Source organism: Aquicoccus sp. SU-CL01552 (assembly GCF_040365005.1).
Lineage (GTDB): Bacteria > Pseudomonadota > Alphaproteobacteria > Rhodobacterales > Rhodobacteraceae > Antarcticimicrobium.
Map to the genome: position 1 here is coordinate 1 of NZ_BAABWV010000058.1, position 479 is coordinate 479.

Sequence of the window (479 nt, forward strand, 5' to 3'; positions counted from 1 at the left end):
GAAGCCGAGATCTGCGGCATGGGCCCCGGACAGCGGCTGTCGGCACGGCAGGCCCGCACTGCGCCGCTGATCGTTGGGTTCGGAGAATGGCTGCAAAGCCAGCGCCTGCGCATCTCGGCCAAGTCACGCCTCGGCGAGAAGCTGACCTACATCCATCGCCAATGGGACGGGCTGCAGACCTTCCTGCATGACGGCCGCGTCGAGATCGACTCCAATGCCGTCGAGAATCTGATCCGCCCTATCGCCCTGACGAGAAAGAACGCGCTCTTCGCCGGTCATGACGAAGGCGGCCGAGCCTGGGGCCGCATCGCTTCACTCATAGCCACCGCGAAGGTCAACGACGTCGAGCCCTTCGCTTACCTCAAAGCCACCCTTGAAGCCATCGCGGCAGGCCATCCCAAAAGCCGGATCGACGAACTCCTTCCTTGGAACTTCAAGCCGTCAAGCTGAAAGCCCGGTGCCCTCCAGCCGCCGCTTAC

General features: G+C 63.7%; 1 protein-coding gene. It reads left to right on the forward strand.

What is annotated here, in order from left to right; translation table 11 throughout:
- A partial coding sequence (locus ABWV23_RS22375; protein ID WP_353351924.1) for an IS66 family transposase occupies nt 1-450 on the forward strand: 450 nt, incomplete at its 5' end.
- Nucleotides 451-479: the final 29 nt, after the last annotated feature.